The sequence below is a fragment of the Variovorax sp. CCNWLW186 genome (assembly GCF_037203865.1).
Taxonomy (GTDB): domain Bacteria; phylum Pseudomonadota; class Gammaproteobacteria; order Burkholderiales; family Burkholderiaceae_C; genus Variovorax.
On sequence record NZ_JBBCBO010000002.1, the window covers coordinates 156,577 to 179,612 of the forward strand.

A 23,036-nucleotide genomic window follows, 5' to 3' on the forward strand; every position below is an offset into this window, starting at 1 on the left:
GCTACAAAGCGGCAGACAGTCGCTAGCGCTCAGAGCACTTCGTCTCGCAGCTGCGGGAACACCTTCGACACCTTGGCGAGCAGGTAGTCGCCGTAGCGGCCGCTGAAGGCGTGCACATTGGCGCGGTCCCAGCGCTCGGCACTGTCGTCGCGTGCCTCCGCACCTTGCAGCCCTTCGATGCGCTGCACGCGGGCCTCGAAGTTCGGATCGAAGAACAGCGGAAACGAAAGCCGGTCGCGCCCCGAGGTGTTGCGCTTCACCCGGTGCGGGGTCGATTTGTAGAGCCCGCCCGTCATGCGGTCGAGCATGTCGCCGATGTTGCAGACGAACGAGCCGGGAATCGGCGGCGCATCGATCCAGCCGCCCGGCGTATGTACCGCGAGGCCGCCGACGTTGTCCTGGTGCAGGATGGTGAGCAGGCCGTAGTCGGTGTGTTCGCCCACGCCCCATTGCACGTCCAGGCCTTCGGGCACGGGCTGCGAGGGGTAGTTGAAGAGGCGGAACAGGATCAGTGGGTCAGCGGTGTAACGCTCGGCGAAATACATGGCCGGCAGGCCCAGGCTCAGCGCGATGCCTTCCATCAACCGATGGCCCAGCTGCGTCACGGCCGCCATGTAGTCGAGGATGGTTTCGCGAAATCCCGGCACGTCGGGGAACAGGTTCGGCCCGTGCACCGGCGTCTTCGCCTGTACCAGCGGATGCGTGGCCGGCAGTTCGATGCCCAGGTACAGGCCTTCCTTCCAGTCGGGCCGGCCCGAGGTCAGCTCGCCGCCGAGCGGAAAGTAGCCGCGCCAGGCGCGCCCGCCCAGTGCCATGCGCCATTGCATCTTGGTTTCTTCGGGCAACTCGAAAAAGCGGTGACTCAGCAGTTCGAGCCGCTGCACCAGCGCGGGGTCGACGCCGTGGCCGGTGACATAGAAGAAGCCGTGCGCGCGGCAGGCGGCGCCGATCTGCGCGGCCACACGGTCGCGTTCAGGCGCGCCGGCCACGAGCGGCGCGACATCGATCAGCGGAAGAGTCTGCGTGGCTGTCATGGGCGTGGAGAGCATGTCATGCGCCGCGCGAGAACGGCGACCGGATGTCCGAAAGAAACTGCTGCGCGCGCGGGTGCTGCGGCCGGTTGAAAAAGTCGTCGGGCGTTGCGCGCTCTAGCACCTTGCCTTCGTCCATGAACAGCACGCGGTCGGCCACCTCGCGCGCAAAGCCCATCTCATGCGTGACGCAGACCATGGTCATGCCGTCGCGCGTGAGGTCGCGCATCACCAGCAGCACCTCGCCCACCATCTCGGGGTCGAGCGCGCTGGTGGGCTCGTCGAACAGCATCAGCGGCGGCTGCATGGCGAGCGCGCGCGCAATGGCCACGCGCTGCTGCTGGCCGCCCGAGAGTTCGCTGGGCCACGCATTCGCCTTGTGCGCCAGGCCCACGCGCTGCAGCAGCGCCATCGCACGCTCGTCGGCTTCCTTGCGCGTGAGGCCGCGCAGCTGCATCGGGGCCATCGTGCAGTTCTGCAGCACCGTGAGGTGCGGGAACAGGTTGAACTGCTGGAACACGAAGCCGATGCGCGAGCGGAACGCATTCACGTCGGTGCCGGGCGCATGGATGTCCTTGCCCTCGAAAAGAATGCGGCCCGACTGGATCGGCTCGAGCCGGTTGAAGGTGCGGATCAGCGTCGACTTGCCCGAGCCCGAGGGCCCGCACACCACGACCACCTCGCCCTTGTGGATGGTCTCGCTGATGTCGACCAGGGCGTGATAGCTGCCATACCACTTGTTGACGTTCTGAAGTTCGATCATACGGACACCTTGGGAGCCGTGGCGGGGTCGGCCACGGACATGCCGCGCCGCGCGAGTCGACGCTCCAGCCAGTAGGCGAAGCGCGACAGCCCGAAGCAGAGAATGAAATAGGTCAGGCCCAGGATCAGGTAGATCTGGGCCGGCTTGGTGAACACCTGCGTGTTGATCTGCGTGGCGATGAACGACACCTCGGCAAGGCCGATGATGTAGCCGAGAGAGGTCTCCTTGATGGTCGAGACGAACTGGTTCACTAGCGAGGGCAGCATGCTGCGCAGGGCCTGCGGCAGCACCACCAGCCGCATCGCGCGGCCGTAGCCGAGGCCCAGCGCACGCGCGGTTTCCATCTGCCCGCGCGGCAGGCCCTGGATGCCGGCGCGCACGATCTCGGCGAGGTAGGCCGCGTCGAAGATCACGAGCGCGATCAGCATGGTGGTGAACTGGTCGGTCTTCACGCCCGTGACGCTGGGCAGGAAGAAGTAGGCCCAGAAGATCACCATCAGCAACGGCAAGCCGCGCACCACGAAGACGAAGCCCGTTACCGGCCAGCGCAGCCAGCGCCACGGGCTTACGCGTGCGAGGCCGAGCGCGATGCCCAGCGGCAGCGCGAGCACCAGCCCGCAGGAGGCCAGCAGCAGCGTGAGCACCAGTCCGCCGAGCGGGCCGTTCGGGTACTGCCCGATGAGGAAGTACACCCAGTAGTCGTTGATGATTTCGAGCATCTGGCCAGCCGCTCTAGATGGTTCTTACCGGAAAGCGGTGGTGGTACCAGGTGGCCAGCCCCGTGATCGCGAGCGACACGGTCAGGTAGGCCGCGCTCGCGAATGCGAACGACTCGAAGCTGCGGAATGTCGCGCTCTCGACCTGCCCGGCCTGGTACATCAGCTCGGCCACGCCGATCACGGTGGCGATGGAGGTGTTCTTCCACAGGCTCAGCGTCTGCGAGATGAGCGGCGGCACCGTCACCCGCAGCGCTTGCGGCAGCACCACGCGGCGCATGGTGCCCATGAAGCCGAAGCCCAGCGCGCGGCCGGCCTCGAATTGCACCGCGGGAATCGCGCGAATGCCGCTGCGGATGTCTTCCGCCATGAAGGCGGCTGTGTAGAGCGCCAGCGCGATGATGGCGCTGTACGCTTCGATGTGGCCTTCATACAGCCACTGCTTGATGCCCTCGGGCAGCAGCTCGGGCGCGCCGAAGTACCAGAACAGCATGTGCGCGAGCAGCGGAATGTTGCGGATCGACTCCACATACGCAAAGCCCAGCCAGCGCAGTGGGGCAAGTGGAGAAAGGCGCAGCAGCGCCACCACCAGCGCGATGGGCAGGGCCAAAACAAGCGAAGCGGCCAGCAGCTGCAGCGAGAGCAGCAGGCCCGCGACCAGCATGTCGTGGTACTGGCCGGTGAGCAGCAGCGAATAGTCGAACAGGGGCATGAGGGGCGACAGTATCACCGCCGCGGGAGGGATTGGCTCCCTCCCCCGCTGGGGGAGGGTTGGGGTGGGGGCACGAGGGCATTCAACGCGCCGCTGGCCGTTCGGACGCCGCAAGCCCCCATCCCTGCCTTCCCCCAAAGGGGGAAGGAGAAAGACTCGAGATCAGTCGATCTTGTCGCTCTCGAACTTGAAGTCCCGCGTCTGGAAGCCCGAAGCCGTGTTCGGCCCGTACCACTTGACGAAGATCTTCTGCGCTTCGCCCGACTTCTCCAGCTCGCGCAGCGTGTCGTCCACCACCGCCTTCAGGCCGCTCTCGCCCTTCTTGATGCCGATGGCCAGCGCCTCGGTGCTCAGGTTCTGCTTGAGCACCACGTACTTCGCCTTCTGCGGGCCGAGCTTGGCATAGCTGCGCAGCAGCGCGGCCTCGTCGTCCACATAGCCCACGCCCTTGCCCTGCTGCAGCGCCTGGAAGGCCTGCTGGCTCGTGTCGAAGGTCACCACTTCGGCGGTGGGAACGGCCTTGCGGATGTTCGGCTCCTGGGTGCCGCCGCGGATGGTCAGCACCTTCTTGCCGGCGAGCTGCGGCACGTCGGTAATGCCGCTGTCCTTCTTCACGATGGCCTTCTGGCCGGTGACGAAGGTGGTGAGCGAAAAGTCGATCTGCGCCTCGCGCTCCTTGTTGTGCGTGAGGCCCGCGGCCACCAGGTCGACGTGGCCCTGCTGCAACTCGGGAATGCGCGCCGCCACGGCGATCTGCTTGAGCACGGGCTTCACGCCGATCTTCTTGGCGATGGCGTTCACCAGATCGACTTCGTAGCCGACGATCTGGCGCGTCTTGGGGTCGATGAAGGTGGCGGGTTCGTCGGTGCCGAGCACGCCGACCACGAGTTCGCCTTTTTTCTTGATGTCGGCAAGCTGGTCCGCGTGGGCCGCAATGCCCGTGAAGAGGGCGGAGGCGGCGAGGGCCGCGGCAATGAAGTTCAAGCGCATGTTCTTCTCCTTCTTGGAAAACAAGGACGGGACCATATCAATAAAACCGTGGATTATTAAATCCTCAATCGACATATACATATGGGTGCCCGAATGGTCCTGATGCCGGTACTGGAATCGCGAGAATTCAGCCGGCGTGCGGGCCTGGGGGGCTGCTGGAGGGATACTCCCGCCATGCAGATTCATGAAAAGCCCCCCGTCGACACCCCGTTCGAATGGATCGGCGGCGAACCCAAGGTACAGGCGCTGGTCGACCGCTTCTACGACCTGATGGAGCTCGAACCGGCCTATGCACAGCTGCGCGCGGTGCACGGCACCAGCCTCGACAATGCGCGCCAGCGCCTCTTCTGGTTCTTGTGCGGATGGCTCGGCGGGCCGCAGCACTACACCGACCGCTTCGGCCATCCGATGCTGCGTGCGCGCCATTTGCCGCAGAGCATTGGCGGGCACAGCATCGGCATCAAGGAGCGCGACCAGTGGCTGGCCTGCATGGACCAGGCGATGGGTGAAACCGGCGTGCCCGAGGGGTTGCGCGCCAGGTTGCGCGATTCGTTCTTCCAGACCGCGGACTGGATGCGAAACCGCGGTGAGCAATAAGACAGACAACGACTCCGAAAGAGACTCTCTTCAATGAATTCAATCGTCATCATCGGCGGCGGCCATGCCGCGGCCCAGCTTTGCGCGGGCCTGGCTGAAGCCGGGCAGGGCGCGCGCGTGCACCTGGTTTGCGAGGAAGCCTGCGAGCCGTACCACCGGCCGCCGCTTTCCAAGGCTTTTTTGAAGAGCGCCGAGGAGACCAGGCAGCCGCACAAGGCCGCCGACTGGTACCGCGAAGCGGGCATCACGCTGCACCTGGGCGATGCGGCCGTGGCCATCGACCGCGAGGCGCACACGGTCACGCTGCGTTCGGGCGCTGTCCTGCCATGGGAGCGGCTGGTGCTGGCCACCGGCACGCGTGCACGCCAGATGCCCGACCTGAAGCCGGGCCTTGAAAACGTTGCGACCCTGCGCGCCGCCGACGAGGCGCATCGCCTGCGCGAGCGGCTGGCCGATGCGCAGCAGGTCACAGTGCTGGGCGGCGGCTTCATCGGGCTCGAAGTGGCGGCCACCGCCAATGCGCTCGGCAATCGTGTGCAGGTGATCGAAAGCGCGCCGCGCCTCCTGGGCCGCGCCGTGTCGCCCGAGCTGTCGGCGCATGTGCTCGCGACGCATCGCACGGCGGGCATCGACATCGTGCTTGGTGCGCGTACCGGTGCGTTCGAGGTCGAAGGCGATCGGCTGCTGTCCATTCAGGTCAACGGCGCGAAGCAGCCGGTGGACCTGCTGCTGCTCGGCATCGGGGCTGTGCCCGAGACCGCATTGGCGCAGGCCGCGGGCATCGAGTGCGCGGACGGCATTGTGGTCGACAGCCATATGCAGACCAGCGCGGCCGACGTGCTCGCGGTAGGCGATTGCACGCGCTTCCCTGATCGGCGCGCAGGCCGCGCGCTGCGGCTCGAGTCGGTGCAGAACGCGAACGACCAGGCACGCACGGCCGTGGCCACGTTGACCGGCGCCGCCCGGCCGCATGACGTGGTGCCGTGGTTCTGGTCTGACCAGGGCGGCTTGCGGCTGCAGATGGTCGGCCTGATGCCGGCCGAAGGCACGCCGGGGCTGGCAAGCGTGCGGCGCGCCGGGCCCAAGCCCGATGCGTTCTCGCTGTTCCACTATGTGGATGGACAGCTGGTGTGCGTCGAATCGGTCAATGCGCCGGTCGATCACATGATGTGCCGCAAGCTGCTCGAAGCAGGGCGCAATCCGGATGCAGCGGCGGTGGCGGATGCGTCCATTCCGCTGAAGAATCACTTGGCGTAAGCCGCCGGGCAATTCAGCCTCAGCGCCGCGCTGGCGCTAATAGCACCACCAGCGCGCCTGCGCCGCCCTCCGCGGGCTTGGCCTGCACAAAGGCCAGCACCTCGTTCTTCTGGATGAGCCAGCGCTGCGCCTTGGTCTTGAGCACCGGCTGCTTGCCGGGCGACCCCAGCCCCTTGCCGTGCACCACGCGCACGCAGCGCAAACCCTGCTTGTAGGCGTTGCGAATGAACCCGCCGAGCGCCTCGCGCGCTTCATCGCTGCGCAGCCCGTGCAGGTCGATTTGCGCCTGAATGCTCCAGTCGCCCTTGCGCAGCCGCGCGGTCACGTCGGTGCCGATGCCCGGGCGGCGAAAGCTCATGGCGTCGTCGACGTCGAGCAAGGTCGTCACGTCGAACTCGTCGGAAAGCGATTCGCGCAGCACGCGCTGTTCGTCGAGCTGGTGCTGCACGGGGATCGGTGCGGGTGGCTCCGGCGCGAGCGGCACCACGGCAGCCTTGCGGCGAAGCGGCTCCGTGGCGCCGATGGCGCGCGTGAACAGGTCTTTTTCGGCCGCGCGCTTGCGTTCGGCCGCGGCCTTGGCGGCTGCCGTGGCCGCTTCGCGCTCGCGGGTTTCAGCCAGTGTGCGCTGCACCTGCTTCAGGTCTGCCAGGTCCTTGATGGGCGGCGTGCGGGAAGAAGCCATCAGAGCAGCCCTTTCTCGGCCATCGAAAAGCTCTGGCCGGCGCTGACGATCACGTGGTCGAGCACGCGCACGTCGATCAGCGAGAGCGCAGCCCTGAGCGTTTGCGTCAGGGATTCGTCGGCGCGCGAGGGCTCGATGCTGCCGCTGGGGTGGTTGTGCGAAAGCACCACGGCCGCGGCGTGGTGATGCAGCGCACGCGTGACCACTTCGCGCGGGTAGACGCTGGTCTGGGAGAGCGTGCCGCGAAACAGTTCTTCGAGCACGATCAGCCGGTGCTGGGCATCGAGAAACAATACCGCGAACACCTCGTACGGACGTGAGCCGATGTGCATCTGCAGGTACTCCTTGACCGCCCCCGGCGAGTCGAACACCGTGCGCTCCTTCAGCCGCTCGGCCATGGCACGGCGCGCCAGTTCGAGCACCGCGATGACTTCGGCGCGCTTGGCATCGCCGCCCATGCCCTTGATGACCTTCAGGTCTTCGGCGCCCGCCTGCAGCAGCCCCGAAAGGCCGCCGAAGTGATCGAGCAGCTCCTGGGCGAGTTGGAGCACGTTTTTTCCGGCAACGCCCGTGCGCAGCAGCAACGCCAGCAGTTCGGCGTCAGCCAGCGCGGCGGCGCCTCGCGCGATGAGTTTTTCGCGCGGGCGGGCGTGAGCGGGGAGATCCTTGAATGCCATCGAAAACCTGGTGAAACCTTGAAAGAGCGGGTGGAACCCCCGGCTCCTTAAAATGCAGTCCAGTTTATCGGGACACCCACCTTGTCTTTGCCTATCTCCGCTGCACCCATGTCCCACGTTGTGACTTCCGGCTCGTTCCTTACCCTGCATTACCGGCTGGCCGGTCCGGCGGGCGACATCATCAACACTTTCGCCGACAAGCCCGCGACCCTGTCGCTGGGCACGGGTGAGCTTTCGCCGGCCATGGAGCAGCGGCTCATGGGCCTGGAAGAGGGCACGCACGCCACCTTCGAGCTGCCCGCCGGCGAGGCTTTTGGCGAGCGCAACTCCGAAATGCAGCAATGGGTGGCCAGGAAGCTGCTCGCGCAGATGGGCGATCCCGACGAGCAATATGCGGTCGGCGACGTGGTGCAGTTCCCCACGCCCGACGGCACGGGCAGCTACGCGGGCGCGGTGGTCGAATCGAACGAAACCGCGGTGCGCTTCGACTTCAACCATCCGCTGGCCGGGCAGCCCGTGACCTTCGAGGTGCGGCTGATCGGAGTCCTATGAACAAGGGCCTCGAAGAAGTCGTCCTTGCCGAGCCGCGCGGTTTTTGCGCGGGGGTGGACCGCGCCATTGAAATCGTTGAGCGCGCGCTGGCCAAGTTCGGCGCGCCCATCTACGTGCGCCATGAGATCGTGCACAACACCTATGTGGTGAACGAGCTCAAGGCCAAGGGTGCGATCTTCATCGAAGACCTGGCCGACGTGCCGCCCGGCGCCACGCTGGTGTTCAGTGCCCACGGCGTGAGCAAGGCGGTGCAGCAAGAGGCGCGCGATCGCGGCTTCGACGTTTTCGATGCCACCTGCCCGCTGGTGACCAAGGTGCACGTCGAGGTCGCCAAGCTCGCCAAGGAAGGCTACGAGTTCATCATGATCGGCCACAAGGGGCACCCCGAGGTCGAAGGCACCATGGGCCAGCTCTCGAGCGGCATCCACCTGGTGGAAGATGTGGAAGACGTGGCAACGGTGTCGCCCGCGCAGACCGAAAAGCTCGCCGTCGTGACGCAGACCACGCTCAGCGTGGACGACGCCGCCGAAATCGCGGCCGCCGTGCGCGCGCGCTTTCCGATGGTGCGCGAGCCCAAGCAGCAGGACATCTGCTACGCCACGCAGAACCGCCAGGACGCGGTGAAGATACTGAGCCCCCAGGTCGACCTGGTGATCGTGGTCGGCAGCCCCACCAGCTCCAACAGCAACCGGCTGCGCGAACTGGCGCAGCGCCTGGGCACCGAAAGCTACATGGTCGATTCGGCCGACGAGCTCAAGCCGGAGTGGTTCGAAGGCAAGGGCCGCATCGGCCTCACGGCGGGCGCCTCGGCCCCCGAAGTGCTGGTGCGCGAGGTGATCGAGCGCGTGCGGGCGTTCGGCGCGGTGTCGGTCCGCAAGATGGACGGCATCGAGGAAACCATCAAGTTTCCGCTCCCCAAGGGCCTCAAGCTCGACGACATTCCTCCTCCGGGACACATCTCTTGAACAAAGACACGACGAACTGGCGCCTTGAAACAGAGAGCGCTTCCCGCAGGCTGCGCGAACGCGCCGGCGGTTTCTTGCGCGAAACCCCGCTCTGGAAGCTGCCGGCTTCCGCTTTCGGCATCGAGGTGCCGGGCGTGGAGGTGTGGCTCAAGCTCGAGCACATCCAGGTAAGCGGCAGCTTCAAGGCGCGCGGCATGATGAACCGCCTGCTGGCCAATGACATTCCCGAAAGCGGCGTGGTCGTGGCCTCGGGCGGCAATGCGGGCATCGCCACCGCGGCGGCGGCCAAGGCGCTGGGCGTGAGCTGCCAGGTGTTCCTGCCTGGCGTCTCGCCCGAAGCCAAGCGCGCCCGCCTGCGGGCGCTCGGTGCCGAGGTGGTCGTGGTCGGCGAGCTCTATCCCGACGCCCTTGCGGCCTGCCTTACGCGCCAGAAGGAGAGCGGCGCCTTGCTGACCCATGCCTACGACCAGCCCGAAGTCGTGGCCGGCGCAGGCACGCTGGGGGTCGAAATCGAAGCGCAGGGCGGCCTGCCAGATTCAGTGTTGGTGAGCGTGGGCGGCGGCGGCCTGATCGGCGGCCTCGCCGGCTGGTTCGAAAAGCGCGCCCGCGTGGTGGCGCTCGAACCCGAAAAAGCGCCGACGCTGTTCCGCGCCCGCCAGGCCGGCGAGCCAGTCGACGTCGACGTGGGCGGCATTGCCGCCGATTCGCTTGGCGCACGCCGCATCGGCGCCATTTCCTGGGAAATTACCCAGAAGTACGTGCAGGACGCACTGCTGCTGTCCGACGAATCCATTCGCGCCGCTCAACAGTGGCTGTGGAAGGAGCTGAAGCTGGCCGTGGAACCCGCCGCAGCGCTGCCGCTGGCAGCGCTGCAAACCGGCGCCTACGTGCCGCGCGAGGGCGAGAAGGTGTGCCTGATCGTCTGCGGCGCCAATGTCGATCCAGCCACGGTCGGCTGACAGCGCAGCTTCGGATTATTTCTCGCAGTTCACCATCCAAGACACGCCGAACTTGTCGGTCAGCATGCCGAAGCCGACGGCCCAGAACTGCGGGCCGTAAGGCATCGTGACCTCTCCGCCCTCAGCCAGCGCCTCGAAGAGCTTTTTGCCTTCGTCCACGTTGTTGCCCTGCACCGAGAGAGAAAACCCCTTGTAGCCTTCGAACGCCATGCCCGGCGGCATGTCGGACGCCATCAGCTGGTGGCCGCGGGCTTCCAGCGTGGCGTGCATGATCTTGCTCTTGTAGGCATCGGGCGTTTCAGCGCCCATGGGGCTTTCGCCGAAGGTCATGCTGAAGATGACCTTGCCGCCCAGCGCCTTGGCGTAGAAGGCCAGTGCTTCGGCGGCGTTGCCGTTGAATGTCAGATAGGCTTGCATTGTTGTTTCCCCTTTGGTTGTCGAGGCCGAGATACTACGCCCGCCTAAAATCCTTGCATGCTCGACATCACCCTGCTCCGCAAAGATTTGGCCTCCGCTGTGGCCGGCCTCGAAAAACGCAAGAAGAACCAGCCCTATCTCGACGTATCGGCGTTCACCGCGCTCGAGGCCGAGCGCAAGACGCTGCAAACCCGCACCGAGGAAATCCAGGCCCGACGCAACACGCTGAACAAGCAGATCGGCCCGCTCAAGGCCAAGGGCGAATCGGTCGATGCGCTGATGGCCGAGGTCAACGCGCTCAAGGCCGAGCAGGAGTCGCAGTCCAAGCGCCTGGATGAAATCCAGCCCGAACTGCACGCCTTGCTGCTGGCCGTACCCAACCTGCCGCACGCCAGCGTGCCGGTCGGCGAAGACGAAACGGGCAATGTCGAAATGCGCCGCTGGAGTCCCCAGGGCGGAGCCGGCGCCAATGCCGCGCCGCTGACCTTCACGCCAAAAGACCATGTGGACCTTGGCGCACCGCTCGGGCTCGACTTTGAAATGGGCGCCAAGCTCTCGGGCTCGCGCTTCTCCGTGATGAAGGGGCCGATTGCCCGGCTGCACCGCGCGCTCGCGCAATTCATGCTCGACACCCAGACCGAGAAGCATGGGTACACCGAGTGCTACGTGCCCTACATCGTCAACGCCGCCACGCTCAGCGGCACCGGCCAGCTGCCCAAGTTCGAAGGCGACCTGTTCGCGGCCAAGAAGGGCGGGCAAGACGGAGAACCCGCGCCCGACCACTCGGCGCTGTACCTCATTCCGACCAGCGAAGTGCCGCTGACCAATTTCGTGCGCGACGAAGTCGTGCCCGAGGCCCAACTGCCAATCAAGCTCACCGCCCACACGCCGTGCTTCCGCTCCGAAGCCGGGAGCGCTGGGCGCGACACCCGCGGCATGATCCGCCAGCACCAGTTCGACAAGGTCGAGATGGTGCAGATCGTGCACCCCGAAAAGAGCTACGACGCGCTCGAGCAGATGACCGGCCACGCCGAAGCCGTGCTGCAGGCGCTGGAACTGCCGTACCGCGTGGTGCTGCTGTGCACCGGCGACATGGGCTTTGGCTCCACCAAGACCTACGACCTCGAGGTGTGGCTGCCGGCGCAGAACACCTACCGCGAGATCAGCTCGGTTTCGAACTGCGAAGCCTTCCAGGCCCGCCGCCTGCAAGCCCGTTTCAAGAACGCGCAGGGCAAGAACGAACTGGTCCACACACTCAACGGCTCGGGCCTGGCCGTGGGCCGCACGCTGGTCGCGGTGCTGGAAAACCACCAGAACGAAGACGGCTCGATCAACGTGCCTGCCGCGCTGCGGCCCTACCTGGGCGGGCTGGAAGTGTTGCGCGCCTGACGCGCCCGGGGCTTTAAAACCCCCGTTTTTGTCTGCTAGAATCGCAGGCTCGACAGCACCGGAGAGGTGGCAGAGTGGTCGAATGTACCTGACTCGAAATCAGGCGTACTAGCGATAGTACCGAGGGTTCGAATCCCTCCCTCTCCTCCAGTAAAAGAGCGCCTTTTGAGGCGCTTTTTTATTTCTGCCATCCTTTCGGCTTACAGGAAGTTTTGCACAACATCCTTAGCTTTCGCCAAGCTGCTCGATACACCCGGAATCTCGCTTCTTCGGGCAGTCATAATGATCGGCCATTCAGTTATCGAGTTCGCATTTTCGAGTGGGTCTGCAATGTATCTATCTTGAATAAAATAGTTAATAGGCAGTCGGTGCCTCGCGTTCTGTAAATAGTAGTGGCGAAGCGCAAAATGATTCGTGACTTGTTGATGCCGCCGTAAAAGATTCTATCTGAGCATCGGCGTTAACTAAAAATGTATCCGAGGCCAGCGTTAGTTAGAACCTGGTTTTTCGTAAAACTAGTTTTAAAATTCTTTCAAGATGGCCGAGTCTAATAATTCGCACTCTCAAGATGCGCAACATGTGTCGAGCGGCAATATTAACGCCGCTGATGAATTGTTGCGTACTCTACAAACGCAACAGTATGTCATTGAATTGCAAACTGCGTTAGAGAGGGAAATTGGCATGCGTGAGAGCGCTCAGCGAGCTCTGCAATTGAAAAAGCAGCAATGGGAAGAAAGTCTTAACGATCTTCGCACTCATTTTGAAAGATCAAGTGCCACCCAGGCGAACTCTTTGAGCCTGTTAAGGAAGCGCGAAAGAGAGTTGGATCAACAATTGAGCGCCTGTAATGAACAATTGGCAGCCGTACTGTGTTCGACAAGCTGGAGGCTCACTGCTCCCCTTCGTGTCTTGGCTCGCATCTTTCCGGTGGGATTGCGCTCGAAGATCGGCAACATTTTTCGATCACACTCCTGAGTCTGTTGCAGTGAACTTGAAGTTGGAAAATAAGCCTTTGTTCGTTCTATGACTAAGTTCTCTCGGCTCGCCAAATCGGAAGAGAGCGCAAGTCCTCACCTTCCTCAGTTTTCACGTTCGCTGGCGGAAAAATCTTCTCGAAGGCTAGCAGCGATGCCGCTGTTTTCTGACAAGGAATACCGTGAAATGCATCCGGGTGCAGCTGATGGCCTCGGCGTCGACACCTTCTACCACGCGCTTTGCTATGGTGCTCCGCAAGGAGGACCTCTATTCAAACCCGAGCAGATCGCGCGTTCGCTGGCAAGTGCATCCGGCTCGTCAATCGATGAACCGTTACCCGCCGCTCCGGTTCTGTCGTCATTCGAAGATCGCGCCGGGACATTCAGAGCGCAATATCCCCACGCATCGGTCTACGTAAGTTCGTTAGGCAATACGTTCATGAAGGAAATTGCCGGAGATCTCGCACTTGATCTTCGGCGCGCCGGCCTGGATGTTGTCATACGAGATGAGAACTCGGATATAGCCAGCATGCCGCCCCTGAGTATCGTGGTAGCTCCTCACGAATTCTTTACTCTGGGTGCCGGGAAAGAGTGGATGAGAGATGCCGTGGTCTCGGCCTCATTCATCTACAACACCGAACAGCTGCATACCCCCTGGTTTGCAAAGGCAATGCCCACAATCTTGGCATCTCAGGGCGTGTTTGATATTTCACCACAGGCTGCCCATCTGTTCGGGGAAGCGGGAATACCTGCCATGCACCTTGAGCCTGGTGCGACACTACAGACTCGCTGGCTCGAGGATGTGGATATGGATCATCCGCTCTTCGACGCACTCCCAACGAATGCCAAGGGCGAAATTTTCGATCCGGGTGCATGGGTGGGGCGCCCAATCGATGTTTCTTTTTTTGGAAGCGAAAGCGCGCGGAGAGAGTCTTTTTTTGGCCGTAATGCTGCTACCTTTGCAAAGCTGTCGTCATTTATCTACTACCGTCGACAATGGCATGGGCCGATTCTTGACTATACAGAAGGCAGGTCGTTGACCCGTCTAGCCGGTCATGTCGCAGGCCATTCGAAAATCAGTCTTAACATTCATCGTGACGAATTTCCCTATTTCGAATGGCATCGAATGGTGAGGCAAGGCATGGCATCTGGAGCGCTTGTTGTCACCGATCCATGTTTGCCTCATCCGCATCTTCGGCCTGGGGAGCATTTTTTTGAGGAAGAAGCTCGCCACATTCCCAATCTGCTGGAATGGCTGATCTTCGATGTCGATGGGCAGCGCGATGCACAGAGGGTATTGAAGAACACGGCCGACCTTCTGTCGAGCAATGAAGCGGACTTCGTTCGAACCGACGCCATCCTTTCGTTTCTTTCCAAGCAACTGGGTGGAACCGAGCCATGAGTGCGCGAACATCGCCGCGCCTTGTGCCTTTTGAGGTCATATTCGAAAAAACCAATCGAACGTGGCCGGCCAAGGACGGGATCACAGTTGCTGTAAGTCTGTTCAACTACGCCCAGTTTGTAGTTGAGTGCCTAGATTCGATTGCCCGGCAAACGCATTCGCCGCTCGATTTGATCGTCGTGGATGATCACTCCAAGAAGGACGACTCAGTCGCGGTGGCTCGACACTGGATGGAGCATAACAGCCACCGATTCGACCGGATTTCGCTGCTTCGGCATACGCGTAACCAAGGGTTGGCGGAGGCTCGGAACACTGCGTTTGAGCACGCGCGGACGGATCCTGTATTCGTTATCGACGCCGACAACCAGATCTACCCTCGCGCGCTTGCCCGCTTGTTCGGAGCAATCGAACACCGAGAATTCGATGCCGCATACACTCAGATCGAGCTGTTTGGCGATCAAAGTGGCCTCGGGTATGCAGATGTCTGGAGCAAGAGCTTTTTTCGGTCCGGCAATTATGTCGATGCTATGGCGCTGATCTCCAAGCGCTCGTGGCGCCAAGTCGGCGGGTACACCCACATCGAGGGCGGTTGGGAGGATTTCGACTTCTGGTGCAAGTTTGTCGACCAGGGAATGCGGGCCCTGTACGTGCCGGAAATTCTCTGCAGATATCGGGTTCATGGCACTTCGATGCTGCGCACCGACACTGTCGGCGCGACTGCTAGGCTCAAAATCGAACTCACCATGCGCCATCCTTGGCTTCATCTCAGGTGACTGCCGCATTGGAGACGAATGCCTTTGACCTATGCCTCGGCTTGGTCAGCGAATGTGGGCGAGAAGAAGCTGATCGCTCCTCTTATTCCTTTCCCCCGAATTCGCTAGTTCTCGAAGTGAGTGGGTTCTGATTGCGCGAAGCTGATTTGCGTAAGGCCGTTAAGATCGCCACCTCTTCATGCCCGGCATGCTGAGGGATTTCCTGTAGTCGAATAAAGAGGGGGCGAAGCGCCAATGGCCAATGCGTCGATCGCAAGCGTGACACCGGTCCCGGCTTCGGCTGACGAGGCCGAATCGTGGGTGCGCGGCGAGCTGATCCGCAGCCTGATGCGCTCCGCGCGCGGCTCCTACATCGTCTCGGCCGCGCTCATGCCGTTGATGGTCGGCCTGAACTGGAGCTATGTGCCCCATTGGGAGCTGCTCACGTGGCTTGCCTTCGGCTTCGTTGCCACGGGATTCCGCGCGTGGGGCGCCAGGGTCTATGCGGTGCGCTACGCCGGCCGGAGCGCCGCGGCGCAGCTGCAGTTCACCGAGCGCTACGGCTTCGTGTGGAGCACCAGCGCCATCGTGTGGGGCGCGTCGATCCTGCTGTTCTTCGAGCGCACGCCGCAGGTCAACCAGTTCATGAGCTGGCTCATTGTGGCCGGCGTGGGCACGTTCCCGCTCAACGGGCTGGCGCTGCACCCGCCGCTGCTCAAGCGCTACGTCAACACGCTGTTCATCACCATGCTCGGGGCGGTGCTGATCCGGCTGGTGAGCATCAACATCGTGGAGCCGCATTTCCAGTACGGCTTTTTGATGCCGATCCTGCCGATCCTGCATTGGTTCTTGCTGCTGCGCGCCGGCCGCCATATTCACGAGACGGCGCGCAACAGCCTGGAGCTGCTGTTTCACAACCACATCCTGATCAAGTCGCTCACGCAGCAGCGGCAGGCCGCGGTGGCTGCCGTGGCCATGAAGAACCGCTTTCTCGCGAGCGCTGCGCACGACATGCGCCAGCCGGTATTGGCGCTGTCGCTCTATGCCGACTGGCTGCGCAACGAGCCCGAACTGGTGCTGGAACTCGCGCCCAAGATCGTTCGCGCCACGCACGCGGTGAATGCGCTGTTCGACTCGATGTTCGACCTGGCGCGCATCGATTCAGGCCAGGTGCGGCTGCACATCGAGCGTGTGGATGTGGCAGAACTTCTGCACGACCTCGAGCTGCAGTACCGCCCGGTTGCCGAAAGCCGGGGGCTCGACTTCCGCGTGCATGTGACGGAAGGCAGCTTTCTGACCGACCCCATTCGCGTTCGCCGCATGATCGGCAACCTGCTTGCAAACGCCATCAAGTACACCTCCGACGGCGGTGTGCTGCTCGCCTCGCGGCAAACGCGCGAGGGCATGCGCATCGAGGTGTGGGACACCGGCATCGGCATTGCACCCGAACACCTGCGCGACGTGTTCCTGGAGTTCTACAAGGTGGCCGACCATGCCGGCACATCCGACGGCTTCGGCCTCGGCCTGGCCATCGTCGCCCGGCTCTCCCACGTGCTCGGCCACCCCGTCAGCGTGCGCTCCCGCCTCGGCAGCGGCAGCGTGTTCCGCGTTGCGCTGCACGATGCCGACGAAGCCGTAGCCCAAGCCCGCGTCAGCGCCTCCGGTGGCGGCTGACCGGCCGCTGCAGCCATAAAAAAACCGCGCCCAGCGCGGTTTTTCAGCGGCCAACAACCCGCTCGAGTCCCTTCCAGAAACACCGCGGAACCGGCTTTGCCGGGCCGCTGGTGTTGCCCCCGGTAGGGGGAGGGAGAAGCGACACGAAGTGCGCGGAGCCTGGGGGCGAGACTAGTTACTCGAAATCAGCCCGTTGGTCCGCGCGTAGTGCAGCGCCTGCGTGCGGCTCTTCACGCCCAGGCGGCGGAACAGGCGCCACAGGTGCACCTTCACCGTGTGTTCGCTGATCTCCAGGTCGGTGGCGATGTCGCGGTTGCTCATGCCCTTGTCGAGCATGGCGATCAGCTGCGTCTGGCGCTTCGACAGCTTGCTGTTGTTGGCCAGCGCGGGCTCGTCCGCTTCTTCCGAGCCGGCCATCAAGAGGCCGCGCAGCACGGCGGCCAGTTCGGCCGAGCTGGCCGACTTCTCGATGTAGGTGTCGGCGCCCGCTTCGATGCACGCGTCTTCCATGTCCGCAGCCGGTGCCGCCGAATAAACGGCGATCGGCACGTTGGGGTAGACCTGCTTGACCGCGACCACGCCCGAAACGCCGTTGGTGTCGGGCAGCTTCAGGTCGAGGCAGAAAAGGGTCGGCGCGCCGCGCTGCTGAACCGAGCTCGCGAGCTTGTCCAGCCGCTCGAGCTCGACGATGTTTTCGGCCGGCCGCAGGCGCCGCAACACCATCACGATGGCGTCGCGCATCAGGGGATGGTCGTCGATGACATAAATGCTCATGTTTTCTTCCTTTGTGATCGCCCGTCTACTCTCGTCTGTCCCCGGCGGGTGGGCCGATGGACATATGCCGGATCAACTTCCGCTGGTCGCGGTCGTTGCCTCCGCCAGTGCTTCCAGCGCCGCACTCGCGGCACTCAATTCTTCCGTGCCGACCGGCTCCAGCTGGTCGGCGAGCGCGGTCAATGCCGCGCCGCGCTGTTGCTGCAGGGCGGCAATTGCGCGCCCGGCTTCCTGCGGCGACGCGAAACCACGGCTTTGCAGCAGCGCGGCGCCGCTCGCATCGAGCAGTTTGAAATAGAACAGCCCGTCGCGCTCGCGATATTGCTTGAAGCTGGGCTTGGCGACCTTGGCCGCCTTGCGTGCGCCGCCCTTGTCGCGGCCCGCCGCAAGGTTGCGCAGCCCCACCGCATGGCGCAGTTCGGTCATGAAGGGGCGCGAGAGCTTGCGGGCCTTTTCGGCGCCGATGAGCAGAATGCGCTCGATCTCCGCCGGGTTGTTCATCAGTTCGTCGTAGCGGGCGCGCAGCGGTGCCACTTCGCGGTCGATGCGCTCGAACAGCATCTGCTTGGCGTCGCCCCAGCCGATGCCTTCGACGTACGCCTTGCGGAGCGTCTCGGTTTCTTCGGCGCTGGCAAAGGCTTGGTAGATCTGGAACAGCGCAGAGCCTTCGGTGTCCTTGGGCTCGCCGGGCGCGCGCGAGTCGGTGACGATGCTCGCAATCTGCTTTTGCAACTGGGCGCGCGGTGCAAACAGCGGAATGGTGTTGCCGTAGCTCTTGCTCATCTTGCGGCCGTCAAGGCCGGGCAGGGTGGCGACGGCATCGTCGATCTCGGCATCGGGCAGCGTGAAGTGCTCGCCGTACTGGTGGTTGAAACGCTGCGCCATGTCGCGCGCCATTTCAATGTGCTGCACCTGGTCGCGGCCCACGGGCACCTTGTGCGCGTTGAACATCAAGATATCGGCGCCCATCAGCACCGGGTACATGAACAGGCCGGCAGTCACGTCGGAATCCGGGTCTTCGCCCTTGGCCACGTTCTTGTCGAGCTGCGCCTTGTAGGCGTGGGCGCGATTGAGCACGCCCTTGCCGGTCACGCAGGTCAGAAACCAGGTGAGCTCGGTGATTTCGGCGATGTCCGACTGGCGATAGAAGGTCACGCGCTCGGGGTCGAGCCCGCAAGCCAGCCAGCTGGCCGCAATTTCGAGCGTGGAGCGCTGGATGAGCGCCGGCTCCTGCACCTTGATGAGCGCGTGGTAGTCGGCCAGGAAGAAAAAGCTCTCCACGCCCGGCGCCACGCTCTGCCGCACCGAATGGCGGATCGAGCCGACGTAGTTGCCGAGGTGCGGCGTGCCGGACGGCGTGATGCCGGTCAGGACGCGCAGGGGAGCTGGAGAAGACGAAGCCATGGAGAGGAACTTAACGCAGCAAAGCCGTGAGCGGTGAAATAAGCACGTTGATGACCGTGTAGCCGACGTCCATCAACGGACGCAGCCAGAAGGTGCTGACGACGCCGGCGATGACCAGGCCCATCACGATGAAGAAACCGAAGGGCTCGATGCGTGCCAGAAAATTCTGAGCCGGGCCGTTGGGGAGCAGGCCTGCGAGCACGCGCCCGCCGTCGAGCGGGGGCAGCGGAAACAGGTTGAAGGCCCACATCACGAGGTTGACCAGCACGCCGCCTTGCGCCATTTTGATGAAAAAGGTTTCATCGATGCCCGCTGCGACGAGCCCGACCAGCAGCAGGGCCCAAAGAATGGCTTGCACAAAGTTGGACGCCGGGCCGGCCAGCGCCACCCAGATCATGTCGCGCTTGGGATGGCGAAGGCGCCCGAAGTTCACCGGCACTGGCTTGGCATAACCGAACAGGAACGCGCCAGAGGTTGCAAAGTACAGCAGCAACGGCATCAGGATGGTCCCGATGGGGTCGATGTGCTTCATGGGGTTGAGCGTGACGCGGCCCATGATGGTTGCCGTCTCGTCACCGAAATGGCGCGCCACATAGCCGTGCGCCGCCTCGTGCACCGTGATCGCAAAGACCACGGGCAGTGCGTAAATAAGTACGGTCTGTATCAGGTTGGAAATATCCACTGGGCGATTGTGTCAGACAGACTGAAGGCTTCGGTGCCGCTCGTCAGAGGCCAAGCACCGCCAGCGCGCCGCGGCCTTGCCGCACCACGACCGGATCGTCACCCGTGCCCATGGGCGTGAGGTCGACCACGGTGGTGGGCTGCGAAGGGCAGGCGCCCGCGTCGATAACGGCGCCGATCTGCTTTTCGAAACGCTCGCGAATGGTCTGCGCATCGTTCAGCGCTTCGGTTTCTCCGGGTGCGATGAGGGTGGTGGCCAACAGCGGCGCGCCGTGAAGCGCCAGCAGTTCGAGCAGCACCTTGTGGTCGGGCACGCGCAGGCCGATGGTCTTGCGCTGCGGATGGCTCACGCGCCGCGGCACTTCCTTTGTGGCTTCGAGCAGAAAGGTGTAGGGGCCCGGCGTGGCGGCCTTCAGCAGGCGGTACTGCTTGTTGTCGACACGCGCATAGTTGGCCAGTTCGCTCAGGTCGCGGCAGATCAGCGTGAGATGGTGCTTCTCGTCGACCTGGCGAATGCGGCGCAGCTGGTCGACGGCGTCCTTGTCATCCAAGTGGCAGGCCAGTGCGTAGCTCGAGTCGGTGGGCACGGCCACGATCTCGCCGCGCTGCAGCAGCGTGGCGGCCTGCTTCAGCAGGCGTTGCTGGGGGTTGTCCGGGTGGACTTCGAAGTACTGGGCCATGAAAGACTCCTGATTACGATTCCGCCGGCTCGATGGGCACGCGGCGCTCGCGCACCGTGAGCCAGGCGCCGGCCGCACCGCAAACCGCAATCATCGAAATGCCGATGAGCGAGACGCGGTCGGGCACGTGTGAAAAAACGAGCCAGCCGCCCAGCATGGCAAAGGCGATCTGGGCATAAAGATACGGCGTCAGCGTGGAAGCCGGCGCGCGCTGGTAGGCGAGGATAAGAATGAAGTGCCCCACCGTGCCCATGAAACCCATGAGGCACAGCAACGCCCACCAGTGCCACGAGGGCAGGGCCGTCCACACGAACGGCAGCGCCAGGGACGCGATCAACGTGCCCACCCAGCCGGTATAGAAATGCATGGTGAGCGGGTTCTCGGTTTGCGCCAGCTTGCTCGTGAGCACCTGGAAACATGCATTGGTCAGCACCAGCCCGATGGGCAGCAGCACGGCCCAGCTGAATGCATCGCCGCCCGGCCGCAAGATCACCAGCGTGCCGGCAAAGCCGCCCGCCACCAGCGCCCAGCGCAGCACCGAAACATGCTCCTTCAGGGTGGTGGCCGCCAGAAGCGTAATGACCAGCGGCGCGATCAGCACGATGGACGTGAACTCCGCCAGCGGCATGTAGCGCAGGCTCAAGAAGGCCAGCGTGCTCGACGCCAGCAGCAGTGCGCCGCGCAGCAGCTGGTAGCGCGGATGCTGCGTGCGCAGCAGCGCCGTGCCGTGCTTGGGCAGCAGCACCGCCGTGGTGGCCACGGCCTGGAAGGCATAGCGGAACCACACGCCCATGAGAATCGGCACGGCGGCGGTCGATGTCTTGGTGGCGGTGTCGAGCGTGGCAAAGCAGGCCACCGCCACCAGCACCAGGCCAATGCCCGCAAGGATGCGTTCGGATTCGACGTCGCGCGTCTGCTGTGCGGCGGCACGGGCATTCGCCAGTGCGGCCGTGGCCGCGCTGTCGGTGCCGGGCCCGGGGCTCTGGCTCACTGCTGGATGCGATGGCTGAGCAGTTCCCACACCGGCGTGAGCGCGCCGGGCAACGGTGGCAGCTTGCCGAGATCGCAATGGCTTTCGTCGGGGCTGTGGAAATCGCTGCCGCGCGAGGCGGCGAAATCGAACTCGAGCGCCTTGTCGGCGTATTCGACGTATTCGGCTGTCGTATGGCTGCCGGTGACGACTTCGATCGCCTGCCCGCCGTGCGCCTTGAACTCGAGGAACAGCGCGTATTCCTCGTTGGCGGTGAATTTGTAGCGACCGGGGTGCGCAATGACGGCCATGCCCTTGGCGGCCGTGATCCACTGGACTGCGTCTTTCAGCGAGGCCCAGCGGTGCGGCACGTAGCCGGGCTTGCCTTCGGTCAGGTACTTGCGAAACACCTCGGGCGTGTCGCGGCAATGGCCTTGCTCGACCAGGAAGCGCGCAAAGTGGGTGCGCGAGATCAGCTCGGGGTTGCCGACGAACTTGAGCGCGCCTTCATAGGCCCCGTGAATGCCGACCTTGGCCAGCCCCTCGGCCATTTCTTGCGCGCGCTTGCCACGGCCGCCGCGCGTGTCGTAGAGGCCCTGCGTCATGGCGGCATCGTCCGGGTCGAAGCCCAGGCCGACGATGTGCACCGTTTCGTTGGCAAAGGTGACCGAAATCTCGGTGCCGGTGAGATAGCGCAGCCCGTTGGCGCGCGCGGCAGCGGCCGCGCGGTGCTGGCCGCCGACTTCGTCGTGGTCGGTGAGCGCCCAGAGTTCGACCCCGTTGGCAGCGGCGCGCGCTGCCAGTTCTTCGGGCGTCAGCGTGCCGTCGGAAACCACGGAATGGCAGTGCAGATCGGCATTGAGAATAGAGGACACATGATCATTCTATTGGGTCTGCAACACCGATGCGGGCGCATGGATGCTATTGTGGTTGCTATTAAATAAATAGCATTACTACCGCGGCCGATGCGGCTTAGCGCTTCTTGCGAAAAGCCGTCCACGCGGCCACCGCGGTAAAGCTGGCGACGATGGCCACCACGATCCAGAACCCGTACTTGTGCTCGGCCAACGGAATGCCGCCCACGTTCATTCCGAACAGGCCGGCAAGGATGTTGATGGGCAGCGCAAGCACGGTCACCACCGTCAGCACGAACAGGCTGCGGTTGTTGTCCTCGTTGACGTTGGCTGCAATTTCTTCCTGCAGCAGCTTGATGCGCTCCTGCAGTGCCTGCATGTCGCGCAGCACCACCGAAAATTCTTCGGTGGAGCCGCGCAGTTCTTGCGCATCGGGCTCGGCCATCCAGGCCGGCGGCCCTTGCAGCAGGCGGAAGAGGGCGGCGGGCTCCGGCGCCAGCAGCCGCTGCAGCCGCACCAGCAGCCGGCGCAGCACCCCCAGCCGCGCACGCTTGTGGTCGAGCCGGCCGGCCAGCAGCTCATCCTCGATGCGGTCGATGCGCGAAGTGACGCCGCGCACGATCTTCACCAGCACGTCGGCCTGGGCGCGCAGCAGGTGCTCGAGCAGTTCGGTGGTCGAGCGCGGCGCGTCTCCGGCCTTGACCGCCGTTCGCAGCGCGTCGACCGAGCGCAGCGGCTTGGCGCGCGCCGTCACCACCAGGCGCGGCCCCACGCTGATCCAGAGCGTGGAGATGTCCGAGGGCTCGAAGCTGAACTCGAAGTGCACGTCGTTGATGACGGCAATCAGCGAATCGTCGGCGCGTTCGATGCGCGTGGAGGGCAGGCCCTCGTGCAGCGCTTCATAAAAAGTGTCGGAGAGCTGCGCATGACGCAGCAGCCAGCGCTCGGCCTGGGCATGGCTCAGGTTGAAGTGCAACCACAAGAATGCAGAGTCCGACGAGGGCGGCGCGCCGGTGTCCAGCCAGGCCGCGGCCTGCGCTGAGTCGATCGCCCGCACAGGCTCCGGCGCGGCGGCGTCGAACAAATAGCCGCAGATCAGCCCGGCTTCGTCGCCGCCATAGGAGTTGGCGGCCAGGTCATGGAGTGCCGGCAAGGTGCGTGTGG

General features: G+C 63.9%; 25 protein-coding genes and 1 tRNA gene. 11 read left to right on the top strand and 15 right to left on the bottom strand.

Annotated elements, in window-relative coordinates; all coding sequences use genetic code 11:
• Window positions 1-29: 29 nt before the first annotated feature.
• The 5 genes from V9K97_RS03190 to V9K97_RS03210 form a co-directional block, all read right to left on the bottom strand.
• Window positions 30-1,034 (bottom strand): isopenicillin N synthase family dioxygenase, encoded by a 1,005-nt coding sequence (locus V9K97_RS03190; protein WP_337316170.1) that lies wholly within the window; start codon window positions 1,032-1,034, stop codon window positions 30-32.
• 16 nt (window positions 1,035-1,050) lie between these two features.
• On the bottom strand, window positions 1,051-1,794 hold the full coding sequence (locus V9K97_RS03195; protein WP_337316172.1) for an amino acid ABC transporter ATP-binding protein: 744 nt from the start codon (window positions 1,792-1,794) through the stop codon (window positions 1,051-1,053).
• Complete coding sequence (locus tag V9K97_RS03200; protein WP_337316174.1) at window positions 1,791-2,513, bottom strand: amino acid ABC transporter permease; 723 nt, start codon at window positions 2,511-2,513, stop codon at window positions 1,791-1,793. The genes V9K97_RS03195 and V9K97_RS03200 overlap by 4 nt, the downstream gene beginning before the upstream one ends.
• Before the next feature lie 13 nt (window positions 2,514-2,526).
• Window positions 2,527-3,222, bottom strand: a complete 696-nt coding sequence (locus V9K97_RS03205) for an amino acid ABC transporter permease (RefSeq protein WP_157615266.1) — start codon at window positions 3,220-3,222, stop codon at window positions 2,527-2,529.
• 162 nt (window positions 3,223-3,384) lie between these two features.
• On the bottom strand, window positions 3,385-4,212 hold the full coding sequence (locus V9K97_RS03210) for an ABC transporter substrate-binding protein (protein WP_337316176.1): 828 nt from the start codon (window positions 4,210-4,212) through the stop codon (window positions 3,385-3,387).
• A 174-nt stretch (window positions 4,213-4,386) separates the two neighbouring features.
• Here V9K97_RS03210 and V9K97_RS03215 point away from each other — a divergent pair, with 174 nt between their 5' ends.
• On the top strand, window positions 4,387-4,809 hold the full coding sequence (locus V9K97_RS03215; RefSeq protein ID WP_126748457.1) for a group II truncated hemoglobin: 423 nt from the start codon (window positions 4,387-4,389) through the stop codon (window positions 4,807-4,809).
• A 33-nt stretch (window positions 4,810-4,842) separates the two neighbouring features.
• On the top strand, window positions 4,843-6,066 hold the full coding sequence (locus V9K97_RS03220) for an NAD(P)/FAD-dependent oxidoreductase (RefSeq protein WP_337316178.1): 1,224 nt from the start codon (window positions 4,843-4,845) through the stop codon (window positions 6,064-6,066).
• A 19-nt stretch (window positions 6,067-6,085) separates the two neighbouring features.
• On the opposite strand, the gene V9K97_RS03225 is transcribed toward V9K97_RS03220, so the two are convergent.
• Together V9K97_RS03225 and radC are read right to left on the bottom strand one after the other, a co-directional pair.
• Entirely contained in the window at window positions 6,086-6,748 is a 663-nt protein-coding gene (locus V9K97_RS03225) for a Smr/MutS family protein (protein WP_337316180.1), read from the bottom strand.
• Window positions 6,748-7,425: a RadC family protein gene (radC, locus tag V9K97_RS03230; protein ID WP_337316182.1), complete on the bottom strand. Its 678-nt coding sequence runs from the start codon at window positions 7,423-7,425 to the stop codon at window positions 6,748-6,750. The genes V9K97_RS03225 and radC overlap by 1 nt, the downstream gene beginning before the upstream one ends.
• Window positions 7,426-7,533: 108 nt before the next feature.
• Here radC and V9K97_RS03235 point away from each other — a divergent pair, with 108 nt between their 5' ends.
• From V9K97_RS03235 to V9K97_RS03245, 3 genes are read left to right on the top strand one after another with little or no spacing between them, the layout of a single operon-like run.
• The gene (locus V9K97_RS03235; protein ID WP_337316184.1) at window positions 7,534-7,977 is read left to right on the top strand and encodes an FKBP-type peptidyl-prolyl cis-trans isomerase; all 444 of its coding nucleotides are present in this window, start codon (window positions 7,534-7,536) and stop codon (window positions 7,975-7,977) included.
• Window positions 7,974-8,942: a 4-hydroxy-3-methylbut-2-enyl diphosphate reductase gene (ispH, locus tag V9K97_RS03240; RefSeq protein WP_337316186.1), complete on the top strand. Its 969-nt coding sequence runs from the start codon at window positions 7,974-7,976 to the stop codon at window positions 8,940-8,942. Before V9K97_RS03235 ends, ispH begins: the two co-directional genes overlap by 4 nt.
• Window positions 8,939-9,901 (top strand): threonine/serine dehydratase, encoded by a 963-nt coding sequence (locus tag V9K97_RS03245; protein WP_337316188.1) that lies wholly within the window; start codon window positions 8,939-8,941, stop codon window positions 9,899-9,901. The genes ispH and V9K97_RS03245 overlap by 4 nt, the downstream gene beginning before the upstream one ends.
• 15 nt (window positions 9,902-9,916) lie before the next feature.
• Here V9K97_RS03245 and V9K97_RS03250 read toward each other — a convergent pair whose 3' ends face one another.
• Window positions 9,917-10,318, bottom strand: coding sequence for a VOC family protein (locus V9K97_RS03250; protein WP_337297114.1), 402 nt, complete (start codon window positions 10,316-10,318; stop codon window positions 9,917-9,919).
• 57 nt (window positions 10,319-10,375) lie between these two features.
• Between V9K97_RS03250 and serS the strand changes: the two genes are divergently transcribed.
• From serS to shkS, 6 genes are all read left to right on the top strand, one after another.
• Window positions 10,376-11,707: a serine--tRNA ligase gene (gene serS / locus V9K97_RS03255; protein ID WP_337316189.1), complete on the top strand. Its 1,332-nt coding sequence runs from the start codon at window positions 10,376-10,378 to the stop codon at window positions 11,705-11,707.
• A 60-nt stretch (window positions 11,708-11,767) separates the two neighbouring features.
• A tRNA-Ser gene (locus V9K97_RS03260) sits at window positions 11,768-11,857 on the top strand.
• 387 nt (window positions 11,858-12,244) lie between these two features.
• Window positions 12,245-12,682, top strand: coding sequence for a hypothetical protein (locus tag V9K97_RS03265; RefSeq protein WP_337316191.1), 438 nt, complete (start codon window positions 12,245-12,247; stop codon window positions 12,680-12,682).
• Window positions 12,683-12,730: 48 nt separating this feature from the next.
• The gene (locus V9K97_RS03270; protein ID WP_337316193.1) at window positions 12,731-14,083 is read left to right on the top strand and encodes a hypothetical protein; all 1,353 of its coding nucleotides are present in this window, start codon (window positions 12,731-12,733) and stop codon (window positions 14,081-14,083) included.
• A complete protein-coding gene (locus tag V9K97_RS03275; RefSeq protein WP_337316195.1) occupies window positions 14,080-14,856 on the top strand; it encodes a glycosyltransferase family 2 protein in 777 nt (258 codons plus the stop codon). The genes V9K97_RS03270 and V9K97_RS03275 overlap by 4 nt, the downstream gene beginning before the upstream one ends.
• A 234-nt stretch (window positions 14,857-15,090) precedes the next feature.
• Entirely contained in the window at window positions 15,091-16,509 is a 1,419-nt protein-coding gene (gene shkS / locus V9K97_RS03280) for a surface-behavior sensor histidine kinase ShkS (RefSeq protein WP_337297109.1), read from the top strand.
• Between the two features lie 171 nt (window positions 16,510-16,680).
• Here the strand turns inward: shkS and V9K97_RS03285 are convergent, their stop codons facing one another.
• The 7 genes from V9K97_RS03285 to V9K97_RS03315 form a co-directional block, all read right to left on the bottom strand.
• Complete coding sequence (locus tag V9K97_RS03285) at window positions 16,681-17,283, bottom strand: response regulator transcription factor (protein ID WP_258501945.1); 603 nt, start codon at window positions 17,281-17,283, stop codon at window positions 16,681-16,683.
• Between the two features lie 72 nt (window positions 17,284-17,355).
• Window positions 17,356-18,687, bottom strand: a complete 1,332-nt coding sequence (locus tag V9K97_RS03290; RefSeq protein ID WP_337316197.1) for a tryptophan--tRNA ligase — start codon at window positions 18,685-18,687, stop codon at window positions 17,356-17,358.
• Between the two features lie 10 nt (window positions 18,688-18,697).
• Window positions 18,698-19,369, bottom strand: coding sequence for a site-2 protease family protein (locus V9K97_RS03295; RefSeq protein ID WP_337297107.1), 672 nt, complete (start codon window positions 19,367-19,369; stop codon window positions 18,698-18,700).
• A 43-nt stretch (window positions 19,370-19,412) separates the two neighbouring features.
• Window positions 19,413-20,048, bottom strand: a complete 636-nt coding sequence (locus V9K97_RS03300) for an L-threonylcarbamoyladenylate synthase (RefSeq protein ID WP_258501941.1) — start codon at window positions 20,046-20,048, stop codon at window positions 19,413-19,415.
• Between the two features lie 13 nt (window positions 20,049-20,061).
• Entirely contained in the window at window positions 20,062-21,039 is a 978-nt protein-coding gene (locus V9K97_RS03305; RefSeq protein WP_337316199.1) for a DMT family transporter, read from the bottom strand.
• Window positions 21,036-21,893: a 3',5'-nucleoside bisphosphate phosphatase gene (locus tag V9K97_RS03310; protein ID WP_337316201.1), complete on the bottom strand. Its 858-nt coding sequence runs from the start codon at window positions 21,891-21,893 to the stop codon at window positions 21,036-21,038. Before V9K97_RS03310 ends, V9K97_RS03305 begins: the two co-directional genes overlap by 4 nt.
• A gap of 97 nt (window positions 21,894-21,990) precedes the next feature.
• Window positions 21,991-23,025: a transporter gene (locus V9K97_RS03315; protein WP_337316202.1), complete on the bottom strand. Its 1,035-nt coding sequence runs from the start codon at window positions 23,023-23,025 to the stop codon at window positions 21,991-21,993.
• Window positions 23,026-23,036: the final 11 nt, after the last annotated feature.

Excerpts from the sequence above, each read along its gene's own strand:
- V9K97_RS03190 (WP_337316170.1), bottom strand. The coding sequence starts at position 1,034 with ATGACAGCCACGCAGACTCTTCCGCTGATCGATGTCGCGCCGCTCGTG.
- V9K97_RS03195 (WP_337316172.1), bottom strand. The coding sequence starts at position 1,794 with ATGATCGAACTTCAGAACGTCAACAAGTGGTATGGCAGCTATCACGCC.
- V9K97_RS03200 (WP_337316174.1), bottom strand. The coding sequence starts at position 2,513 with ATGCTCGAAATCATCAACGACTACTGGGTGTACTTCCTCATCGGGCAG.
- V9K97_RS03205 (WP_157615266.1), bottom strand. The coding sequence starts at position 3,222 with ATGCCCCTGTTCGACTATTCGCTGCTGCTCACCGGCCAGTACCACGAC.
- V9K97_RS03210 (WP_337316176.1), bottom strand. The coding sequence starts at position 4,212 with ATGCGCTTGAACTTCATTGCCGCGGCCCTCGCCGCCTCCGCCCTCTTC.
- V9K97_RS03215 (WP_126748457.1), top strand. The coding sequence starts at position 4,387 with ATGCAGATTCATGAAAAGCCCCCCGTCGACACCCCGTTCGAATGGATC.
- V9K97_RS03220 (WP_337316178.1), top strand. The coding sequence starts at position 4,843 with ATGAATTCAATCGTCATCATCGGCGGCGGCCATGCCGCGGCCCAGCTT.
- V9K97_RS03225 (WP_337316180.1), bottom strand. The coding sequence starts at position 6,748 with ATGGCTTCTTCCCGCACGCCGCCCATCAAGGACCTGGCAGACCTGAAG.
- radC (WP_337316182.1), bottom strand. The coding sequence starts at position 7,425 with ATGGCATTCAAGGATCTCCCCGCTCACGCCCGCCCGCGCGAAAAACTC.
- V9K97_RS03235 (WP_337316184.1), top strand. The coding sequence starts at position 7,534 with ATGTCCCACGTTGTGACTTCCGGCTCGTTCCTTACCCTGCATTACCGG.
- ispH (WP_337316186.1), top strand. The coding sequence starts at position 7,974 with ATGAACAAGGGCCTCGAAGAAGTCGTCCTTGCCGAGCCGCGCGGTTTT.
- V9K97_RS03250 (WP_337297114.1), bottom strand. The coding sequence starts at position 10,318 with ATGCAAGCCTATCTGACATTCAACGGCAACGCCGCCGAAGCACTGGCC.
- serS (WP_337316189.1), top strand. The coding sequence starts at position 10,376 with ATGCTCGACATCACCCTGCTCCGCAAAGATTTGGCCTCCGCTGTGGCC.
- V9K97_RS03265 (WP_337316191.1), top strand. The coding sequence starts at position 12,245 with ATGGCCGAGTCTAATAATTCGCACTCTCAAGATGCGCAACATGTGTCG.
- V9K97_RS03270 (WP_337316193.1), top strand. The coding sequence starts at position 12,731 with ATGACTAAGTTCTCTCGGCTCGCCAAATCGGAAGAGAGCGCAAGTCCT.
- V9K97_RS03275 (WP_337316195.1), top strand. The coding sequence starts at position 14,080 with ATGAGTGCGCGAACATCGCCGCGCCTTGTGCCTTTTGAGGTCATATTC.
- shkS (WP_337297109.1), top strand. The coding sequence starts at position 15,091 with ATGGCCAATGCGTCGATCGCAAGCGTGACACCGGTCCCGGCTTCGGCT.
- V9K97_RS03285 (WP_258501945.1), bottom strand. The coding sequence starts at position 17,283 with ATGAGCATTTATGTCATCGACGACCATCCCCTGATGCGCGACGCCATC.
- V9K97_RS03290 (WP_337316197.1), bottom strand. The coding sequence starts at position 18,687 with ATGGCTTCGTCTTCTCCAGCTCCCCTGCGCGTCCTGACCGGCATCACG.
- V9K97_RS03300 (WP_258501941.1), bottom strand. The coding sequence starts at position 20,048 with ATGGCCCAGTACTTCGAAGTCCACCCGGACAACCCCCAGCAACGCCTG.